This window comes from Mycobacterium haemophilum DSM 44634, assembly GCF_000340435.2.
Classification (GTDB): domain Bacteria; phylum Actinomycetota; class Actinomycetes; order Mycobacteriales; family Mycobacteriaceae; genus Mycobacterium; species Mycobacterium haemophilum.
The window spans coordinates 1,084,521-1,098,112 of the sequence record NZ_CP011883.2; the positions used below are offsets into that span (position 1 = coordinate 1,084,521).

Annotated in this window: 15 protein-coding genes; 6 read left to right on the plus strand and 9 right to left on the minus strand. The window is 65.6% G+C overall.

From position 1 onward, the window contains the following. Nucleotides 1-2: 2 nt before the first annotated feature. Nucleotides 3-1,103 carry an isochorismate synthase gene (locus B586_RS05185; RefSeq protein WP_054881059.1) on the minus strand — a complete coding sequence of 367 codons (1,101 nt, stop codon included), beginning with the start codon at nt 1,101-1,103 and terminating at the stop codon, nt 3-5. 56 nt (nt 1,104-1,159) lie between these two features. Continuing rightward, nucleotides 1,160-1,771 carry an acid phosphatase gene (locus tag B586_RS05190; protein ID WP_047313285.1) on the minus strand — a complete coding sequence of 204 codons (612 nt, stop codon included), beginning with the start codon at nt 1,769-1,771 and terminating at the stop codon, nt 1,160-1,162. Between the two features lie 167 nt (nt 1,772-1,938). On the opposite strand from B586_RS05190, the gene B586_RS05195 reads away from it, so the two are divergent. Then, nucleotides 1,939-2,739, plus strand: a complete 801-nt coding sequence (locus B586_RS05195; RefSeq protein WP_054880513.1) for a ParA family protein — start codon at nt 1,939-1,941, stop codon at nt 2,737-2,739. Between the two features lie 29 nt (nt 2,740-2,768). Here B586_RS05195 and B586_RS05200 read toward each other — a convergent pair whose 3' ends face one another. Continuing rightward, nucleotides 2,769-3,992, minus strand: coding sequence for an Rv3212 family protein (locus B586_RS05200; protein ID WP_054880512.1), 1,224 nt, complete (start codon nt 3,990-3,992; stop codon nt 2,769-2,771). Nucleotides 3,993-4,003: 11 nt separating this feature from the next. Beyond that, nucleotides 4,004-5,575: a DEAD/DEAH box helicase gene (locus B586_RS05205; protein WP_047313282.1), complete on the minus strand. Its 1,572-nt coding sequence runs from the start codon at nt 5,573-5,575 to the stop codon at nt 4,004-4,006. A gap of 271 nt (nt 5,576-5,846) precedes the next feature. Here B586_RS05205 and B586_RS05210 point away from each other — a divergent pair, with 271 nt between their 5' ends. Then, nucleotides 5,847-6,542 (plus strand): ferritin-like fold-containing protein, encoded by a 696-nt coding sequence (locus tag B586_RS05210; protein ID WP_047313281.1) that lies wholly within the window; start codon nt 5,847-5,849, stop codon nt 6,540-6,542. A gap of 25 nt (nt 6,543-6,567) precedes the next feature. Here B586_RS05210 and B586_RS05215 read toward each other — a convergent pair whose 3' ends face one another. Further along, on the minus strand, nt 6,568-7,266 hold the full coding sequence (locus B586_RS05215) for an MmpS family transport accessory protein (protein WP_047313280.1): 699 nt from the start codon (nt 7,264-7,266) through the stop codon (nt 6,568-6,570). 227 nt (nt 7,267-7,493) lie between these two features. Here B586_RS05215 and B586_RS05220 point away from each other — a divergent pair, with 227 nt between their 5' ends. Further along, nucleotides 7,494-7,742 carry a DUF3107 domain-containing protein gene (locus tag B586_RS05220; RefSeq protein WP_047313278.1) on the plus strand — a complete coding sequence of 83 codons (249 nt, stop codon included), beginning with the start codon at nt 7,494-7,496 and terminating at the stop codon, nt 7,740-7,742. Here B586_RS05220 and B586_RS05225 read toward each other — a convergent pair. Beyond that, entirely contained in the window at nt 7,729-8,415 is a 687-nt protein-coding gene (locus B586_RS05225) for a TetR/AcrR family transcriptional regulator (protein WP_047313277.1), read from the minus strand. The genes B586_RS05220 and B586_RS05225 overlap by 14 nt on opposite strands. Before the next feature lie 194 nt (nt 8,416-8,609). Between B586_RS05225 and B586_RS05230 the strand changes: the two genes are divergently transcribed. The 3 genes from B586_RS05230 to B586_RS05240 all read left to right on the plus strand — a co-directional run bounded on the left by B586_RS05230 (nt 8,610) and on the right by B586_RS05240 (nt 12,040). Continuing rightward, entirely contained in the window at nt 8,610-9,635 is a 1,026-nt protein-coding gene (locus B586_RS05230; protein WP_054880510.1) for a DUF3152 domain-containing protein, read from the plus strand. 269 nt (nt 9,636-9,904) lie between these two features. After that, nucleotides 9,905-11,092, plus strand: coding sequence for an adenylyltransferase/sulfurtransferase MoeZ (moeZ, locus tag B586_RS05235; RefSeq protein WP_047313275.1), 1,188 nt, complete (start codon nt 9,905-9,907; stop codon nt 11,090-11,092). A 93-nt stretch (nt 11,093-11,185) separates the two neighbouring features. Next, the gene (locus B586_RS05240; protein ID WP_047313273.1) at nt 11,186-12,040 is read left to right on the plus strand and encodes a TIGR02569 family protein; all 855 of its coding nucleotides are present in this window, start codon (nt 11,186-11,188) and stop codon (nt 12,038-12,040) included. A 15-nt stretch (nt 12,041-12,055) separates the two neighbouring features. On the opposite strand, the gene B586_RS05245 is transcribed toward B586_RS05240, so the two are convergent. The 3 genes from B586_RS05245 to B586_RS05255 all read right to left on the minus strand — a co-directional run bounded on the left by B586_RS05245 (nt 12,056) and on the right by B586_RS05255 (nt 13,431). Further along, on the minus strand, nt 12,056-12,358 hold the full coding sequence (locus B586_RS05245) for an MGMT family protein (RefSeq protein WP_047313272.1): 303 nt from the start codon (nt 12,356-12,358) through the stop codon (nt 12,056-12,058). Between the two features lie 2 nt (nt 12,359-12,360). Continuing rightward, nucleotides 12,361-13,146: an alpha/beta fold hydrolase gene (locus B586_RS05250; RefSeq protein ID WP_054880509.1), complete on the minus strand. Its 786-nt coding sequence runs from the start codon at nt 13,144-13,146 to the stop codon at nt 12,361-12,363. A gap of 72 nt (nt 13,147-13,218) precedes the next feature. Continuing rightward, nucleotides 13,219-13,431 carry a hypothetical protein gene (locus B586_RS05255; RefSeq protein ID WP_047313271.1) on the minus strand — a complete coding sequence of 71 codons (213 nt, stop codon included), beginning with the start codon at nt 13,429-13,431 and terminating at the stop codon, nt 13,219-13,221. Nucleotides 13,432-13,592 lie beyond the last annotated feature (161 nt).

Below are 13,592 nucleotides of genomic sequence, written 5' to 3' on the forward strand. Positions count from 1 at the left end.
GTTCACTGCTGCACTCCTAGCGCGTTCAGCATTGTGGCGAATTTCGTTGTGGTCTCGTCAACTTCGTCATCGGGATCGGATTCGGCGACGATGCCGCCGCCAGCACGGGCGAGGGCGGTGCGGCGGTCGGCCGATAGCTGAGCGCAGCGGATCGATACCACCCAGCGACCGTCGCCGTTGGCATCGCACCAGCCCACTGCGCCCGCGTAGAAGCCACGGTCACCTTCCAGCGCTGCGATAACCTCGGATGCGGCATCCGTCGGGACCCCGCCGACCGCCGGAGTGGGATGCAGGATCAACGCCAGATCGATTGCCGTGGTTGAGGTGTCGCGCAGCCGGCCGCTGATCGGTGTGCATAGGTGCCAGACCGCCGCGGTGCGGCTCAATTGCGGCTCGGGCGCGATTGTCAAGTCGTCGCACACCGGCTCCAGGGCAGCCCGCATCGCGTCGATGACCAGCTGATGTTCGTGACGGTTCTTGGTCGAGCCGGCCAGCGCGGCGCCGTTGGCGGCGTCGACTTCGGGGTCGGCTGCACGTGGGGCCGAACCGGCAAACGGCCGGCACACGACACGGTCGCTGAAGCGCGAGACCAACAGTTCTGGGCTGGCGCCCACCAGGGCCGTACCCGCGTACTGGTCGCCGGCTGCGGTCAAGTCAACGAGATATCCATATGCGGTCGGGTCGGCCGCGACTAGCCGCCGCAGGATGGCGCGGCCGTCCAGTGGGGCATCCGCGGCCAGCTGCAACGCGCGGGCAAGCACCACCTTGCGCAGCGAGTTGCCTGGTGCGGCGAGTTGTTCGCGCGCGCGGCTGATCCAGGCGCGGTAGTCGGCGAGCGTCGGGACGGCGGCGGTGATGCGCACGGCGGGCAGCGGGCCGATCGGCCAGTCTGGCAGCGTATCGGTGCGCAGCACAGCGCTAGGTGCTACCAGCGCGGCGGGACTGTCCGCATCGAAAGGTAACGCGCCCAACAGTATTGGCGTCGCACCGGAACGCAGTGCAGCTTGCGCCGAGCGCACATCGTGGTAGCGTGTCTGCACCCCGTCGGCAACTAGAGTCCCACGTGGCCCGCATAGCGCGAACGGTGGTTCGCTCGGTCTCATTGGTTCGGCTCTCTCCTGCGCCACTAGGCGGCGCGTGTTGTCGCCATTGCTGATGTTCACCCGGGTGCGACCGGTCGCGGCTGGCCCGTCAATCCGAGCGTGTGTAGTTGCCGTAGCCCGTGCTCGAACCCGCACATCCCAATCGAGCCGGTGCGCATACCGAAGCGGCTGCCTTCGACAAGCGGCAGCCCGACCCAGCGGGTGATCACCGCACGGCTGAAGTGGCCATGGCTGACGAACAACACGTCACGCGACTCCAGGTGCTCGAGCGCCATCGCGACGGCTTGGTCGGCGCGTTCGCTGACCTGCCCGACGCTTTCACCCCCCGGGCATCCGTGCGTCCATACCAGCCAATCAGGTTCGGTTTCTCGGATCTGTGCGGTGGTGAGGCCTTCGTAGGAACCGTAGTCCCATTCGGCGAGCAATGGAGATAGCTCGTCGACGGTAAGCCCGGCCAACTCGGCAGTGACGAGGGCACGCCTGCGTGGGCTGCTGACCACCAGCGGATCAACGAGTTTCAGTTCCGCTAGGGCTCGCCCAGCCAGCTTGGCCTGTGCTCGGCCGGTATCGGTCAACTCCAGCTCGGTTCGGCCGGTGTGCTGGCCCGATTTCGACCACGCTGTCTCGCCATGTCGCAGCAGCAGCAGGCGGTGGTTGTGCAAGCCCATGCCGACCGATTCTGCCGGACGATGTGCCGAAGCCCTGGCGGAGCTATCGCCCGAAGCGCATCGCGGAGAACATGCCAGGATAGCGCTAATGACCGCGCTGGCGACGATGCAGAGCGACAGAGCGATGTGGGGGTACCTCCCGCTTGCGGGGGAGAGGAGCGGCGCTGATGACACAGACCCGGGTATTGGCTGTGGCGAACCAGAAGGGTGGCGTGGCCAAGACAACAACGGTTGCCTCACTGGGTGCGGCGATTGCGGATAAGGGACGGCGAGTGCTGCTTGTCGATCTGGATCCGCAGGGTTGTTTGACCTTCTCGCTGGGTCAAGATCCCGACAAACTACCGGTTTCTGTGCACGACGTATTGCTCGGTGAGGTCGAGCCAAATGCCGCGCTGGTCACGACGGTGGAGGGAATGACGCTGCTGCCGGCCAACATTGACCTCGCCGGCGCTGAGGCGATGTTGCTGATGCGGGCAGGCCGCGAATATGCGCTCAAACGTGCGTTGGCCAAACTCTCCGACCAGTTCGATGTGGTCGTCATCGATTGCCCGCCGTCACTCGGCGTGCTGACCCTCAACGGTCTGACGGCCGCCGACGAGGTCATTGTGCCGCTGCAGTGTGAGACGCTGGCACACCGCGGCGTCGGCCAGTTCCTGCGCACCGTCGCCGACGTCCAGCAGATCACCAACCCGGGTCTGCGACTGCTAGGTGCGTTACCGACGCTGTATGACTCCCGCACCACCCACACCCGTGACGTGCTGCTCGACGTCGCAGACCGCTATGAGCTGCCGGTGTTGGCGCCGCCTATTCCGCGCACGGTGCGCTTCGCTGAGGCCAGCGCGTCGGGCTCGTCGGTGATTGCCGGACGCAAGAATAAGGGGGCGCTGGCCTACCGCGAGCTGGCACAGGCGTTGCTCAAGCATTGGAAGACCGGCAAACCCCTGCCCACGTTCACTGTCGAGATGTAGCGGCCCGAGCGGGCTCATGGCCCCAGTGGTCAGCCCAGTGCTACCACGGTGTCGCCGCGCTGCTCGAACACCGTGGCACCCGAAACGGTCGGGATCACCGCTGAGTTGCTCGGCGGTCGACTCACCGGGATGTAGCGGTTATTCGCGCCGCTGAGCGGGTCATAGACGCCGATCTCGCCGGTGACCGGTACCAGCAGTTGACCGGCCATCATCACACCGGGCCCCACCGGCGCCGTCGTTTCGCCCGCGGCAATGGTGTATCGCAGCGTGAGGTTGTTCTGATTGAAGACCATGAGGGTATCGCCGGTCCACCAGGTCACCAGGTTGCCCGTCTGTGAGACCACCGCCGAGCTCGACGGCGGCTTGGCCAGCAGTGTGCTCGCCACGGTGGTTCCGGTCTCGTCGATCACGTCCACTCTGGGCTGCGCGCCGGCTTCTCCGGGCAGATAAACGGCCGTATTGGTGTCGGACACCGTCAGCACGCGAGCCCCCGAACCCGACCGGACCCCGGGTTCGGCCACCAGGCGTTGTTGGGGTTCGTCGTCTTCTTTTCCCGGGCGCAACAGCACGAGCCGCAGGTCGGCCTGATTCGCACAGGCCTCGAGCACCGATACCGCCGACGAGCTGGCTGCTGCGGACTCCAGCGTGCATCCGGAGTGCAGTCCCCGCGCCGACGGTTTCACCCGGGCGTCGATCTCACCGTAGGCGAGCATCCGGACCATGTCCGAGCGCCAGAGTTCCAGGCGGGTATCGCCGGCCGACAACACCGCCGTGCCGTCAGAGGACAGGCGCACGTGTGGATCGGCGTAGCTACTGCGGGCGGCTCCGCGACGGCCGGTGGACCCATCGATGGTGCTGACCTGACCGCAACCGCGGTCATCTCGATAGACCGCGACGGCGTAATGGTAGACCCAGGACACCCCGCACAGATCGCTGTCGCGGGCATAGCTCCAGCGCGACTCGCCCGTGGCGGGGTCGCGCCCATCCACCTGGCGCCCGTCGCCAGTGATTACCGCCCCACCCACCACCACGGGGGCGGTGGTGGCAGGACTGGCAGCGGCCCAGAGCTGGTTGAGGGAGGCCGGCACTTCCCGAGCCGGAGTCGGGTTGGGCGCCGGGGTGGCGGCCGGCCGGCTGAGGGTGGCCCGGGCGTCGCTGGTCCACCAGATCAGCGACGCGGCGGTGGCGAGGACGACCGCGATCGTCACGGCGGCCATGATGTCGGCCTTGGTCCGGCGTTCGGGTCTGACCATGCGTCAGAAGCTCAGTTGGCCTGTGCAGCCAGGTTCTTGTTGAGACCGTTGTCGACGCCCTCCGTCGGCTTGCGGCGGCGGCGCCGGCGACGGCGGACGTCAGTGGATGGGGAGCCGGGCGAGGAACTCGGCGGCGTCTCCGCGACGGCTTCGCCGTTGCTGGCCAAGGTGGCGGTGGCCAAGTTGTGGGTGGGATGTCCGGTGACGAGTTGGCCGCCACGGGTGCGGCGTCGCCGTGCGCCAGTGCGCGTCCGCGCCGGCTTCTCGGCTTTCTCTGGCGCTTCCGACTTGTCCCCGTCACGGTCGGTGCCGCGGCGTTTGACCTGCGCCTTGCGCGGCGCGCCGACAGTTCCGCTGGCCTCGGCCGGGATGGCCAACTCGGTGTACAGATGGGGCGAGCTGGAGTAGGTCTCGGCCGGATCGGGGGACCCCAAGCCCAGCGCCTTGTCGATCGTCTCCCAGCGGGGCAGCTCGTCCCAGTCCACCAAGGTGACCGCGACCCCGGTGCGACCGGCACGGCCCGTGCGTCCGATGCGGTGGACGTACATCTTCTCGTCTTCAGGGCACTGGTAGTTGATGACGTGGGTGACGTCGTCGATGTCGATGCCGCGGGCGGCCACGTCGGTGGCGACCAGCACATCGACATTGCCGGTCCGAAAAGCTTTGAGTGCCTTCTCCCGCGCTATCTGTCCGAGGTCACCATGCACGGCGCCCACCGCGAAACCGCGTTCGCCCAACTCATCGGCGACCTTCTGCGCGGTGCGCTTGGTGCGGGTGAAGATCATCGTCGCGCCCCGGTCACGCGCCTGCAGTATCCGGCTGACCAGCTCCACCTTGTCCAATGCGTGGGCGCGGTAGACGAACTGCTCGGTGGTGTCGTGCACCGCCAAGGAGTGCGGTGCCTCGGCCCGGATATGGGTGGGCTGGTCCATGAATGTGCGGGCCAGCGTGATGATCGGGTCCGGCATGGTCGCCGAGAACAGCATAGATTGCCGGTCGGTGGGGATCTGCCGCAAGATGCGCTCGATATCGGGAAGGAAGCCCAGATCGAGCATCTCGTCGGCCTCATCGAGGACCAGCACCGACAACCCGCCCAGCTGCAGCTGGCCCTGTTGGCACAGGTCAAGTAGCCGGCCGGGAGTGCCCACCACGACGTCGGCGCCTGCCTGCAGTGCCTCGATCTGTGGTTCGTAGGCCCGTCCTCCGTAGATGGATACCACCGAGAACCGCCGGTTGCCATCGTCAGCGGTCAGGTATTTGGCCGCGGCGGCCAGGTCGTCGGCGACTTGCAGGCAAAGCTCCCGGGTGGGCACCACGACCAGCGCTCGTGGTGCGCCGGTCAGCGGCCTTGCCGCGGTAGCGACGCTGATGCGCTGCAGCAACGGCACGCCAAACGCGAAGGTTTTACCCATGCCGGTGCGGGCCTGGCCGATCACGTCGTCGCCGGCAAGCGCAAGCGGCAGGGTGAGTTCTTGGATAGCAAAAGGTTGCTCAATGCCTCGTTCGGCCAGCGCGCGGACTATTTCGTCGCGGACTCCGAGTTTGGCAAAGGTCGGTTCAGTTGTGCTTGTTAGTGCAGTCATATGTGGGTGAAAAGCCTTTCGGTGACCGTATCGGTTTTGTGTCGGTGTTTTGCTGTCGCGGTTCACGCGCGCACAAGTTCCGACTCCGAATAGGTCGCCAAGTCGCCGGCCCCACGGTCAGTCTGTCTGAACCCCAGTCCAGGTGGCCCAGCTGTGCACGCACATTTCGCCAGTAGCAGCAGCACAGAAACGCAGCCACTACCTATCAGCATGATAACCGGTCACCCGGCGGGCGCCCATTTTCGCTGGGCTAGCCGACTAGAGTGTTGCCATGCCCTCGCCCTCGTCCGCGGACCAATTGGCCGATTCGCCGGCGCCACGGTTACCGGCGGATCATCCGGCCGTCAACGAATTGTTCGCGTTGTTGGCCTACGGGGAAGTGGCCGCGTTTTACCGGCTGACCGACGAGGCTCGGATGGCGCCGGACCTGCGGGGACGGATCTCGATGGCGAGTATTGCCGCCGCCGAGATGGGGCATTATCAGCTGCTGCGCGACGCCCTGGAGCGCCGAGGTGTTGACGTGGTGCCGGCGATGTCGAAGTACGTGTCGGCGCTGGACAACTACCATCGGCTGACCACGCCGAGCACGTGGCTGGAAGCCTTGGTGAAGACCTATGTCGGTGATTCCTTGGCCTCCGACTTATATCTGGAGATCGCCGGTGGGTTGCCCGATGAAGTCGCCGACGTGGTGCGGTCGGCCCTGTCGGAAACCGCGCACTCGCAGTTCGTCGTCGCCGAAGTGCGCGCTGCGGTAACCGCCAGCAGCAAACAGCGCAGCCGGCTGGCGCTGTGGGCGCGTCGACTGTTCGGCGAAACGATCACCCAGGCGCAGTACCTGCTGGCCGACCACGATCAGCTGGTTGACCTGGTGGTGTCCGGTGGCGGTGGTCTGAGCCAGCTTGGTTCGTTTTTCGACCGCTTGCAGCGGACGCATGACCAGCGGATGCACGAGCTCGGTCTTAGCTAGGGTCTTCGTCCCGAAGCCAGCGGGCCTAACGGGTGCAAGTCGCGATGACCGCGTTGTTGGTCGACGCCACGACCGGTTGCCCCTCGGCGTTGACGATCGAGCAGTTGAGTCGACTGTGGAAGCTGGTGGCGATGACCGACTGGGTTTGGACGCCCGGGTTAAGGACCACCGCCTTTGTCCATGGCAGCGCCACGTTGAACTCGGTTTTTGGGTAGCCACGGGCGTCGGTGTAGACGACGGTGACCAGGTCGAGGAGCTCTTTTGTGCCGGTCACGGTGTAGACGACGGTGCGCGGGTGCAGCGCCGCCGCCGGCGGCGGACCGGTCAGGGGCGGTGCTGCGGTGGGCGTTCGCTCCGGTGGCGCGGCAGTGGGAGGTGTCACGGTGGTCGCTGTCTCGGGGGGTAATTGAGGCGTCCGAGACGTGCTGGGCGGAGCCGCCGGCACCGGCTTCGACGGCGTAGTGAGCACCGGGCGGGGAGTTGGTGCTCGCACGGTGGCCTTGGTCGTTGCGCTGTCTCCACTGTTGATGATGACGGCGGTCGCGACGGCACCGAGTGCCACCACGCTGCCGAGGAGTGCAACGACCTGGCGCCATCGACGATTGGCCGGCCAGAGTAGCTCGTCGTAGCCGTCCGGCGGGTAGGGGTCGGCTCCGTTGGTCGCATAGCTCTCGTCGGGATGGTCCTGGATGCCGCCGTCGAGGCGGTTCATGGTGTTACCGATGGTGCCGATGTTACCGATGTAAATAACTGGTATCTGGCGTCGTGCAGCATGTTGGCTCAGCTGGGAGCTAATCGTTATCTGCGGATAGCCGCCCGTCGAGGCCTACCACCAGGCGCCGCCGGGGACCGGTGGGCCCATCTGCATCCGGGTGCCTCGGGTGCGTCAACTAGCCTGCTGCTGACACGCTTGCTTGGAATCGCAGAGGTAACCAACGGAAGGGGCCAATAGTGGAGGTCAAGATCGGTATCACGGACAGTCCGCGCGAGCTGACCTTCTCCAGTCCGCAGACGCCCGGTGAAGTCGAAGAACTCGTCAGCGCCGCGTTGCGCGAGGATGCGGGTCTGCTGGGTCTGACCGACGAGAGGGGCCGTCGCTTCCTGATACACGGCGCCAAGATCGCCTATGTGGAGATCGGTGTCGCCGACGCCCGCCGGGTGGGCTTTGGCATCGGGGCGGAGTCCGCTACAAGCGGGTAAGCGGCACGTGTGACAGCCCGCCCCAGGCGAACTGGACGGTCCCCTCGACGGCGTCCGACTTGGAAATCGGGCGGTCGGTGTCCAACCAGTATCTGGCGCAGTCGACGCTGATGCCGACTAGGCCTACCGCGACCATCCGGGCGCGGTGCGGGTCCAGCCCAGAATCCGCGCTGATAAGGGCGAACACTGCGTCTATGCACGATTCGGTGGCCACCCGCACCTGTGCGGCAACCTGAGGCTCGGTGACATTATCGTTCTCGAAGATCAGCCGGTAGCCCTGCCCGTCGTGCTCGATGAAGTCGAAGAACGCCTGGACTGCGGCGTGTAGCCGCTGCCGGTTGTCGGTGGTCGTGCGCAACGCCTGCTGTACGCCCGACACCAGGTTGTCCACGTGCCGCTCTAGCACCGCCAAATATAGTTCCAGCTTGCTCGAAAAATGTTGATATAGAACGGGTTTGCTGACTCCCGCCCGATCGGCGATCTCGTCCATCCCGGCTGCGTGGTAGCCGTGGTCGACAAAGACGTCGCTGGCAACGATAAGCAATTGCCCACGACGCTCGTCGCGGGGTAACCGGTTGCCCCGCCGGTTGGACGCCGCTATGCCGTCTGATGGCCGATCGCGGTCGACCGACCTAACAGCACGCCGCTGCGCTGCCTTGGCGAGATCGTTCATCGAGTCCTCGTCTGTTCGTTGGCCAATTACAGTCGGGTACAGTCGGGCCCCGCCACCGGCTCGTCGGAATGACATTACTACCCGTGTCGTCAGCCCGACCGGCACCGGCTTTGTCAGCGCTGGCAAGGGGGAGTCCGCACGGGTTCTGGCGTGCCAGGACTCCCAGTCGCTGCGAGCTGTGCAATCCTGGGAAAATGACCTCCCCCGGGCCAGCTGGCAGCGCCGGTCGTGCACCTGTGCTACGCGAGGAGTGGCGAGAGCCACTGCGGGCCCAGCGTGACCCGCTCGCTAGGGGCGACGGCCGGGTCCGGGCTGACCGTGGCCGGCCGCGTCGGTGGCGCAAGCAAACATGGCTGGGCCGGTTCGTCTCCGCCTTTGGCTGGCGCGCGTATGCATTGCCTCTTCTGATGGCGCTCACGGCGGTGGTCGTGTACCAAACGGTAACTGGGACAAGCGCGCCGAAGCCGGCGGCCAGCGAGCCCATCACGGGACCACCGGTCATCGGTGCGGTGGGCACGGCGATTATGGACGCGCCACCTCGCGGGCTCGCCGCGTTCGACGCCAATCTGCCGGCCGGGACGCTGCCGGACGGGGGTTCGTTCACCGAAGCGGGCGACAAGACCTGGCATGTCGTTCCGGGCACGACGCCGCAGGTTGGTCAAGGCACCGCCAAGGTTTTCAGGTTCACCGTTGAGATCGAGAACGGTCTGGACCCGACGATGTTCGGCGGCGACGGCGCGTTCGCCCAGATGGTCGACCAGACGCTGGCTAATCCGAAAGGCTGGACGCACAACCCGCAATTCGCTTTTATCCGAATTGATAGCGGGAAGCCCGACTTTCGGATTTCGCTCGTGTCTCCGCTGACGGTACGTGAAGGATGTGGGTACGAATTCCGGCTGGAGACGTCCTGCTACAACCCGTCGTTCGGGCCGGACCGGCAGGCTCGGGTTTTCATCAATGAGGCGCGCTGGCTGCGCGGAGCCCTTCCGTTCGAAGGGGATGTGGGTTCCTACCGGCAGTACGTGATCAACCACGAGGTCGGCCATGCCATCGGGTATGTGCGCCACGAGCCTTGCGACAAGCAGGGTGGTTTAGCCCCGGTCATGATGCAGCAAACGTTCTCCACATCCAATGACGATGGAGCGAAGTTTGACCCGGAATGGGTCAAGCCCGATGGTAAGACCTGCCGATTCAATCCCTGGCCGTATCCAATCGCTTAGCCCGGCGCCGAGATGGCCGCTATGGTTGCGGTCGGCGCGTGAATCACAGCCTTGACGGCAATCTCGGGTGCAGTCCGGTGGCGATGCCGGCCGTGGCATTGACCGAGCTTCTGGCGATAGGCGCCAGGCCTAGCGTGCAGGGAAGCAACGCTGGCGGCCCGGTGTTATTACCATTGCGCGTCGTTGCCGTCGATGCAGACACCTGCTGTGATGGTTGTAGACGACACCCGTCAGAAGTTGAATCGCGACGCTACCCGAGGAGATATTTGGTGTCGACGTCCCCGACATCACTGCCGCCGCTAGTTGAGCCCGCAAGCGAGCTGAGCCGTGATGAGGTGACCCGGTACAGCCGCCATCTGATCATTCCGGACATGGGCGTCGACGGGCAGAAGCGGCTCAAGAACGCGCGGGTATTGGTCATCGGTGCGGGCGGGCTGGGCGCGCCGGCGTTGCTGTACCTGGCCGCGGCCGGCGTCGGCACGATCGGCATTATCGATTTCGACGTCGTCGACGAGTCGAACCTGCAACGCCAGGTCATCCATGGCGTAGCCGATGTTGGACGGTCCAAGGTCTGGTCAGCGCGCGACTCGATCGTCGCAATCAACCCACTTGTCCAGGTGCGATTGCACGAGTTCAGGCTGGAGTCGAGCAACGCGGTCGACCTGTTCACGCAGTACGACCTGATCGTGGATGGCACCGACAACTTTGCGACTCGGTATCTGGTCAATGACGCCGCGGTGCTGGCTAAAAAGCCGTACGTGTGGGGGTCGATCTACCGCTTCGAGGGCCAGGTCTCAGTGTTCTGGGAGGATGCCCCCGACGGGCGGGGCCTGAACTACCGCGATCTGTACCCGGAGCCGCCGCCCCCTGGCATGGTGCCGTCCTGCGCGGAAGGCGGTGTGCTGGGCATCATTTGCGCCTCCATCGCGTCGGTGATGGGCACCGAGGCGATCAAACTGATCACCGGGATCGGTGAGCCACTGCTCGGCCGGTTGATGATCTACGACGCGTTGGAGATGAGCTACCGCACGATCAGGATCCGCAAGGATCCGTCCACGCCGAAAATCACCGAGCTGATCGACTACCAGCAATTTTGCGGTGTGGTGTCTGACGATGCAGCCCAGGCGGCTACCGGTTCCACCATCACGCCGCGGGAATTGCGCGAGTTGCTGGATTCCGGCAAGAAGCTGGCCCTGATCGACGTTCGCGAGCCCGTCGAGTGGGACATCGTGCACATCGACGGCGCCCAGCTGATCCCGCGGTCATTGATCAACTCGGGTGAGGGGCTGGCACAGCTGCCTCAGGACCGCATGCCGGTGCTGTACTGCAAGACAGGCGTGCGCTCGGCCGAGGCGTTGGCCACCGTGAAAAAGGCTGGCTTCTCCGACGCGGTGCACTTGCAGGGCGGCATTGTGGCATGGGCCAAGCAGGTGCAACCCGACATGGTGATGTACTAATCCGAGATCCGGTGTTGGGTTGGTGGCGACCCGCTGCGCCCGGCTTGGCCGCGCTTGCGGTCGCCACGGTCGGGCTCTACTAGGCTGACCCGTGTGACAGTTGAGCCGCCGCCCGAGCATGTGTTGTCGGCGTTCGGTTTGACCGGTGTGCAGCCCGTCCCATTGGGAGCCAGCTGGGAAGGTGGCTGGCGATGTGGCGAAGTCGTGTTGTCGATGGTGGCCGACAACGCCCGCGCGGCCTGGTCGGCCCGGGTGCGGGAGACGTTGTTCGTCGACGGTGTCCGCCTGGCCCGACCGGTCCGCTCGACCGACGGGCGGTATGTGGTCTCGGGTTGGCGGGCCGACACATTCGTCGCCGGGACACCGGAGCCGAGACACGATGAAGTCATCTCGGCGGCGGTGCGACTGCACGAGGCCACCGGCAAACTGGAACGTCCACGCTTTCTGACCCAGGGGCCGACGGCGCACTGGGCGGACGTGGATATCTTCATCGCCGCCGACCGTGCCGCGTGGGAAGACCGGCCGTTGCAGTCGGTACCCCCGGGGGCGTGGGCCGCGCCCCCGACGGCTGACGGTCAACGATCGATCGATCTGATCAACCAGCTGGCTAGTCTGCGCAAGCCGACTAAGAGCCCGAACCAGCTGGTACACGGAGATCTATACGGAACAGTGCTTTTCGTGGGCACCGCGGCGCCGGGGATCACCGACATCACGCCCTACTGGCGGCCCGCATCATGGGCTGCGGGTGTCGTTGTCGTGGACGCGCTGTCCTGGGGCGAGGCCGACGATGGGCTTATCGAACGCTGGAACGCGCTGCCGGAATGGCCGCAGATGTTGTTGCGCGCATTGATGTTTCGCCTTGCGGTCCACGCACTGCACCCGCGGTCGACTGCCGAGGCGTTCCCGGGTCTGGCCCGAACCGCGGCCTTAGTCCGGCTGGTGCTCTAGTCGCGCGAAGCGTGCTCAGCCCGGAAATTGGTAGCGAACCTCGCGCAACGCCACCTTGCCGTCGACGGCGAGAACCCCTTCCGCGCGTAGCAGCTCGAGCTGTCGGGTGGTTAAATGTCGCGCCGGGCGCCCAGACGCGGTGATTACCCGGTGCCAGGGCAGGTCGGAGGAGTCGGTCCGCATGATCCAGCCGACGATCCGCGGACTGGAAAGTCCTGCGACAGAGGCGATGTCGCCGTAGGTGGCGACCCAGCCGGGCGGGATAGCTGCCACCAGCGAGCGCACCCGCTCGACCTGATCATCGGTCACCGGCGGCACGGTCAGCGCGTTTCTAACTGCTTGCGGATCACCGCGGCGACCTCGGCGGGCCTGGCATGCGACACCATGTGGTCGCAGTCGAAATCGAGCAGCTCAAAATCGGATCCCAATCCTTGTTGAAGCCTTGCGATGAGTTGGTCGCTGACGTACGGCGGCGAGGTCCGTGTCGCTCGCACCAGCGTGGTCGTCGTACCCGCAGGCGGTAGCACGACGTCGCGGGCCAACTCGCTCCAGTACGACATGATCGCCGGCATGCTCACGCGCCAGCCGTATCGTCCGCTGGTCAGCTTGACCAGGTGCTCGTCGAGTTCGGCGTCGAGCAACGCGGGATCCACGTCCGCCCACGAGCCCAGGGACTTCTCTACCCGCGCTTGTGTCACGTCCGGGTAGTCGGGGTGGCAAAACATCGCCTCAGCGATCTCGCGCATCCACGCCCCGTCCAAGCCGACCGCCGGGTCGAGTAGCAGCAGCGCGGCCACCTGATCCGGGCGAGCCACAGCTAGGTGCAACGCGATGGCGCCGCCAAACGAATGCCCGACCACCAACACCGGGGCGTCAGCCTCATCGTCGAGCACTGCGCCCAACGCCGAAACGTTGGCGTCGATGGTCCACGGCGCGGCCCACGATGACCTGCCGTGGCCGACCAGATCCGGTGCGGCAACCGCGATTTCGGGCACGTATTCGGCCAAATGCTGCCAGCGCTGCCCGTGGCCGGTCAGCCCATGGATAGCTAGCATCCGCACCGGGCCGGACGGACCGTAGCGGTGCACGTGAAGGTCGGTGGTCACCCGTCGATGGTGCCAGGTGGGACAGCGGGTGTTCTCGGCTGGGCGGGCGATCGGCGTGCTGTCGCGGCCGGACTACCGGTGGGCATCCCAATCGTCGTCTGGCGCAGGGACAACAAAAGCCTGATCGAGTACATCGGCTTCGTTGGCATCCTGGTCTTTAGCGTCGCCGCTCAGGTAGGTGGTGTCCAAGCCGGCTTCGTCGTCGAAATCGATGGGTAGGTGCTGTTCTAACGCATCGGCTTCAGGCACTTCGCTGTCGGGTACGGCGCCCTTGACGTCCTTCACGATCGTGACCCCTCCTTACCTTCCTCAGGTCCGCCGGAAACTGGCCTTCGGACAGCAACGCTGTGTTGTCGGCCTGCAGCTGCGTGTTCGGCTTTCCAGGTCCAGTATCCGACCGATACCGGCCAAGTTGCCAGTTTCGCCGTTGGCTCATCTCCCTAGTG

Excerpts from the sequence above, each read along its gene's own strand:
- B586_RS05185 (WP_054881059.1), bottom strand. The coding sequence starts at position 1,103 with ATGAGACCGAGCGAACCACCGTTCGCGCTATGCGGGCCACGTGGGACT.
- B586_RS05190 (WP_047313285.1), bottom strand. The coding sequence starts at position 1,771 with ATGGGCTTGCACAACCACCGCCTGCTGCTGCTGCGACATGGCGAGACA.
- B586_RS05195 (WP_054880513.1), top strand. The coding sequence starts at position 1,939 with ATGACACAGACCCGGGTATTGGCTGTGGCGAACCAGAAGGGTGGCGTG.
- B586_RS05200 (WP_054880512.1), bottom strand. The coding sequence starts at position 3,992 with ATGGTCAGACCCGAACGCCGGACCAAGGCCGACATCATGGCCGCCGTG.
- B586_RS05205 (WP_047313282.1), bottom strand. The coding sequence starts at position 5,575 with ATGACTGCACTAACAAGCACAACTGAACCGACCTTTGCCAAACTCGGA.
- B586_RS05210 (WP_047313281.1), top strand. The coding sequence starts at position 5,847 with ATGCCCTCGCCCTCGTCCGCGGACCAATTGGCCGATTCGCCGGCGCCA.
- B586_RS05225 (WP_047313277.1), bottom strand. The coding sequence starts at position 8,415 with ATGAACGATCTCGCCAAGGCAGCGCAGCGGCGTGCTGTTAGGTCGGTC.
- B586_RS05230 (WP_054880510.1), top strand. The coding sequence starts at position 8,610 with ATGACCTCCCCCGGGCCAGCTGGCAGCGCCGGTCGTGCACCTGTGCTA.